Source organism: Promineifilum sp. (SeqCode), assembly GCF_041918635.1.
Lineage (GTDB): Bacteria > Chloroflexota > Anaerolineae > Promineifilales > Promineifilaceae > Promineifilum.
In genome coordinates, this window is the sequence record NZ_JAYRVJ010000724.1 from 1 (window position 1) to 4,576 (window position 4,576).

General features: G+C 62.2%; 6 protein-coding genes and 1 riboswitch. Of the genes, 1 reads left to right on the forward strand and 5 read right to left on the reverse strand.

Annotated features, from left to right (window positions below; genetic code table 11):
- From ACE3UY_RS21130 to ACE3UY_RS21140, 3 genes are all read right to left on the reverse strand, one after another.
- Positions 1-677: homocysteine S-methyltransferase family protein (locus ACE3UY_RS21130; protein WP_374689456.1), on the reverse strand; the 677-nt coding region annotated here is incomplete at its 3' end.
- A 50-nt stretch (positions 678-727) separates the two neighbouring features.
- Positions 728-841, reverse strand: a riboswitch (SAM riboswitch).
- A 164-nt stretch (positions 842-1,005) separates the two neighbouring features.
- Positions 1,006-1,659 (reverse strand): hypothetical protein, encoded by a 654-nt coding sequence (locus tag ACE3UY_RS21135; protein WP_374689457.1) that lies wholly within the window; start codon positions 1,657-1,659, stop codon positions 1,006-1,008.
- A 96-nt stretch (positions 1,660-1,755) separates the two neighbouring features.
- Entirely contained in the window at positions 1,756-2,379 is a 624-nt protein-coding gene (locus ACE3UY_RS21140; RefSeq protein ID WP_374689458.1) for a hypothetical protein, read from the reverse strand.
- On the opposite strand from ACE3UY_RS21140, the gene ACE3UY_RS21145 reads away from it, so the two are divergent.
- Positions 2,370-2,561 (forward strand): hypothetical protein, encoded by a 192-nt coding sequence (locus tag ACE3UY_RS21145; RefSeq protein ID WP_374689459.1) that lies wholly within the window; start codon positions 2,370-2,372, stop codon positions 2,559-2,561. The genes ACE3UY_RS21140 and ACE3UY_RS21145 overlap by 10 nt on opposite strands.
- Before the next feature lie 31 nt (positions 2,562-2,592).
- Here the strand turns inward: ACE3UY_RS21145 and ACE3UY_RS21150 are convergent, their stop codons facing one another.
- The gene (locus tag ACE3UY_RS21150) at positions 2,593-3,726 is read right to left on the reverse strand and encodes a carbohydrate binding domain-containing protein (RefSeq protein ID WP_374689460.1); all 1,134 of its coding nucleotides are present in this window, start codon (positions 3,724-3,726) and stop codon (positions 2,593-2,595) included.
- A 494-nt stretch (positions 3,727-4,220) separates the two neighbouring features.
- On the reverse strand, positions 4,221-4,576 hold a 356-nt coding region (locus tag ACE3UY_RS21155), incomplete at its 5' end, for a hypothetical protein (RefSeq protein WP_374689461.1).

The following is a 4,576-nucleotide window of genomic DNA, read 5'->3' on the forward strand; positions in this document are numbered from 1 at the left end:
GTCTGGCCCGACAGGTTGCGCCCGCTGGCGTCGACGATGGTGCCGGAGATCATCAGCGGCCGTTCGACGCCCGCCTCGTCGAAGTAGCGCTGGATGCCGAAGATGGCCGCCTTGGCGTTGAGCGTGTCAAAGATGGTCTCGACCAGCAGGATGTCGGCCCCACCGTCCACCAGGCCGCGGGCCGCCTCGCCGTAGGCGTCGGCCAGTTGATCAAAGGTCACGTTGCGGTAGCCGGGGTCGTTGACGTCGGGCGAGAGGGTGGCGGTGCGGTTGGTGGGGCCGAGCGCCCCGGCGACGAAGCGCGGCCGGCTGGGGTCGCGGCGCTCCATCTCGTCGCGCGCGGCGCAGGCCAGTTGGGCGGCGGCGACGTTCATCTCGTAGGCCAGCCCCTCCAGGCCATAGTCGCTCTGCGAGATGGCGTTGGCGTTGAAGGTGTTGGTCTCGATGAGGTCAGCCCCCGCCTCCAGATAAGCCAGGTGGATGGCGCGGATGATGTCAGGCTGAGTCAGCACCAGCAGGTCATTGTTGCCCTGCAAGTCGCTCGGCCAGTCGGCGAAACGATCGCCGCGAAAGTCAGGCTCGGTCAGACGGTATTGCTGGATCATCGTCCCCATCGCCCCGTCGAGGATGAGGATGCGCTTCGCCAATTGTTCGTGCAGTTGTTCGGTTCGGTTCATAGCTATCAAAAAAGCCTCTCAGGATGAGAGGCTTCACTAGACAAGGTCCGCTCTCATCTTCCAGAGCAGCGACCTGTCGCCGTGCTCTGCCGGATTTGGCACCTGCCGCAAGGGCGGTTGCCGAGGTATCACCGGGCCGGTCCCTCCACCTCTCTCGATGAGTATACAATTGTTATCTGAACAATCGTCTGAAGCTTAATCCATTCCGCGTTCCGGCGCAACTTCCTGTCGCGGGAGCAAAGAATGGCTACGGACTTCCACGGATAATACGGATTAAAGCACCAATCCGTATTGTCCGTTGGCATCCGTAGCCATTTCTTTTTGCTTTCTACCAGCCGTAGTTCTGCCAGCCGGAGAAGGAGCCGCCGGGGGCAACGAGGACGACGGTGTAGTGGATGTTCATCGGGTACCAGTTCGCCGGGTTCTCGCCGCTCCAGTTGAAGTTCAGCTTATTGCTGACCGGCTTGCCGCGCGCGTTGCGGACGACGAAGCCTTGCTTCCAGCGGTCGTGGGCCCAGTTGATGTGATCGCCGTTGATGGCGTTTAGACTGCTCAACGTCTGAGTCCAGGTCGCGTCGGTTCCGGGGACGCCGGCTACCGGCACGTTCTTGGAGCATTCCTCGCCCCATTGCGGCTTCTGCTGCCAGAAGCAAAAGCCCAGCTTCATGCCCGGTTGGTTCTTGGGGATGCTGATGACCCGGGCGCGGAAGTAGAGCGTGCCGTTGGCGAAGTTGGGCGGCACGGTCCAGTTGCCGTTGTGGGCGGCAATGGTCGGCTTCTCCTGGGCAAAGCCGCTATGGGCCTTCAGTACGGGCTGGTTCCAATTAAAGACCAACTTCTCGTCGGCCTGTCCGGTTCCCTGGGCCTGAAGGCCGGCGGGAACGGTCAGCGCGACGCCGAACAGAATCACCAACGCCATCGCCAGGCTGATCGCCTTGGCCCAGCTTGGCATCGCTCTGCGCATCGTTGTTTGCTCTGTCATGACTGTGATCTCCTTACCGCAGGTGTTGTTGCGTGAAACAGGCGTCTGGCGACGCGCGGGCCGCGGCCCGCGCGTCGCTTGCTTCAAAGGGAGCGTTTAGTAGTTCTGCCAGCCGGAGAAGGTCTTGCCCTTCTCCACGACGACCACGGTGAAGCGCATGTTCAGCGGGTACCACTGGTCGGGATTCTCGCCATTCCAATTCCAGTTGGAGTAGTCGCTGACGGCCTTGCCGGCCATGTTCTTAATGGCGACGCCATTGCGATCGCGCGGCTTGGTCCAGTCGAGTTGACGGTTGTTCTTCTTCCACATGCCCAGGAGCGGCTGCGACCAGGTGACCGTCTGGCCGACCGTGATGATCTTGGTCTGGCTGCACGTCTCGCGCGTGTTGCGGAACTGCCAGAAGCAGAACTGCAAACGCATGCTCTTCTTCACGGGCATGCTGAAGACCTGAGCGCGGAAGTGGATGGTTCCGCCGGCGTAGTTAACCGGGGAGACCCAGTTGCCGTTCTGCTTCGGCGGCTTGTCCCACGGGAAGCCGTGCTGGGCTTTGGTGACCGGCTTGTTCCAGTCAAAGACGAGCAGTTCGCCGGCGACGGCCGGGGCCGCCGGGGGGGCGGCGTCTTGCGCCTTCAGGCTGGTAGCCGCCATCAGGGCGACGAGCACCAGACCGAGCATGAGGCCAACGACGCGGAAGCGCCGCAGGACGGTTTGTGAAATCATCCGAGGTTCTCCTTATTCTCTTTCTCGATAAGCGGTTGCCGCGCTACCCAAGCCGCGAGCAACCCGACGCGGCGGCCGAGAAGACCCTGCCGCGCCATCCCGATATGGTTGACGCCTGTTCAATGCTGAAAAAGCGGGCGAACGGGGCCGATAAATCCCAAGTCCAGGCCCCGTTCGGTTAACGGCCGCCGGAGGCGACCGGTGCTCCCCAAGTTAAGGGATGTAGTTATCCCAGCCGGAGAAGGATTTGCCCTTCTCGACCACGACCACGGTGAAGCGCATGTCCATCGGATACCAGTCGGCGGGATTCTCGCCGTTCCAGTTCCAGCCGGAGTAGTCGCTGACCGGGTCTTTGGTGCTGTTCTTGACGGACACGCCGTTGCGGTGGCGCGGCTCGGACCACACCAGGGGCCGGCCATTCTTCAGGTACATGTCCTTGATGGCCTCCGACCAGGTGAGGATGACCGTGTTGCCGCGATAGGAAATTTTCGTTTCCGGCAGCGTGTGGCTGCACGTCTCTAGCTCGCTGGTGTACTGCCAGATGCAGAACTGGAGGTAGAGGTCTTTTTGCGACGGCATATGGCGCAGTTCAGCCCGGAAGTGGAACGTGCCCTCGGCGTAGTTGATGGGCGTGACCCAGTTGCCGTTTTGGGCCGGCGGCTTGTCCCACGGGAAGCCGTGGTGGGCCGTGGTCACCAACTGGTTCCAGTCGAAGACGAGCAGTTCCGAGCCGCCGGGTGGCGGCGTGGTGGTCGCGGTCGGCGTGGCGGTTGGCGTCGGAGGCGCGCCGGTGGCGACGAGCGAGACGTCGTCGATGCTGTACTGGAGGCCCTTGCCCTTGGCGGCGCGGAAGCGCAGCCGGGCGTTACTGATGGGCTGGTTGATGCCGGCGCTGGTAAAGGTGGCGGTGAACTGCTGCCACTCGGTCGTCACGTCGAAGCTCTGGTTGAGGCCCAGGTTGGTGGCCGGCGTGGTTGGCCGCAGCAGGTCAACGCGCAAGTCCTGGCCGCCGGAGGAACGCGCCCAGAAGGTGAACTGGTATTGCGTGTTCGGCTGGAGCGGCAGATTGTTCTGGAGTAGTTGGGCCAGGGTTGTGCGGTGGGTGGTGCGCAGTTGGCCGGCCGCCGCGCCGCTCTGGGCCGGCGCGCCGGCCGTCAGGACGCAGGTCTTGCACACCCACGAGGCCACGCCGCTCTCGAACCCCGGGTTGATCACGACGTTGCCATCGCCCGGCTGGGCCGCGGCGCGCAGCCCGGCCGGGAGCACCAGAACGAAGAAGAGGAAAGCGCCAAGCGCCAGAAATAGTGCGGCCGGGCGCAGCCGCCCGCTGTCTCGTTTTGTTGTCATTGCTGAGCTTCCTTTGTACCTTTACTTCAGATTGTCGTTACTACTTCAACTTTGCGAGGCAAGAGGGGACACTGCCTTGCCCCAGACGGGACGAGACCCGTGATGCAGGGTGGGCAAGGAGTGGGCTACCCCGGCATTGCCTAGTATAAAAGCCAACCGTTAAAAACTGCGTTAAAGAAGGATGCTCCCGGCGTGAAAGGGGTGTTAGTTACGATGGGGGGCGCGATGGCGACAGGCGCTTAAAGTCGCTCGAGACCTTTTTCTGCCTGTTAACTTGTCCGCATGGGCCGGTTTGACCAACGCGCCCGCATTGTATCAACTGCAATAGTTGATATGTCCATTACTTATCCGGCGCTCATAATGGTTTTGACGCGGGTGGAACTCCCCAGAGAGACGTGAACAGGACGCTGATGAACGCTGGTTTTGGCGCTGATCGACGCCGGTACTTATCGGTGATCAAAATCAGCGCTGCATCGGCGTCCTATTCTAAACAACTACGGGATATAGTTATCCCATCCGGAAAAGACGCCGCCCCGTTCGACAACGACGGCCGTGAAGCGCAAGTCGAGCGGGAACCACTGGTTCGGGTCTTCGCCGCTCCAGCCCCACTCGCCGTAGTCGCTGACCATCTCCCCCTGGCTGTTCTTGATGACGATGCCGTTGCCACTGCGTGGGACGGACCAGTCAATGGGCACGTCATTGAGCGCCCATAGCTTTTGCACCGGCTGCGACCAGGTAACGACCGCGCCCGGCGTGCCGCTAATGGGATAGGCGCGGGTGCAACTCTCTCGCCCCTCTTGCCAGAAACAGATCTGGAGGCGCATGGCCTGGGCCACCGGCTGGCGGCGAA

Coding starts and splice junctions, on each gene's coding strand:
- ACE3UY_RS21140 (WP_374689458.1), bottom strand. CDS start 2,379: ATGATTTCACAAACCGTCCTGCGGCGCTTCCGCGTCGTTGGCCTCATG.
- ACE3UY_RS21135 (WP_374689457.1), bottom strand. CDS start 1,659: ATGACAGAGCAAACAACGATGCGCAGAGCGATGCCAAGCTGGGCCAAG.
- ACE3UY_RS21150 (WP_374689460.1), bottom strand. CDS start 3,726: ATGACAACAAAACGAGACAGCGGGCGGCTGCGCCCGGCCGCACTATTT.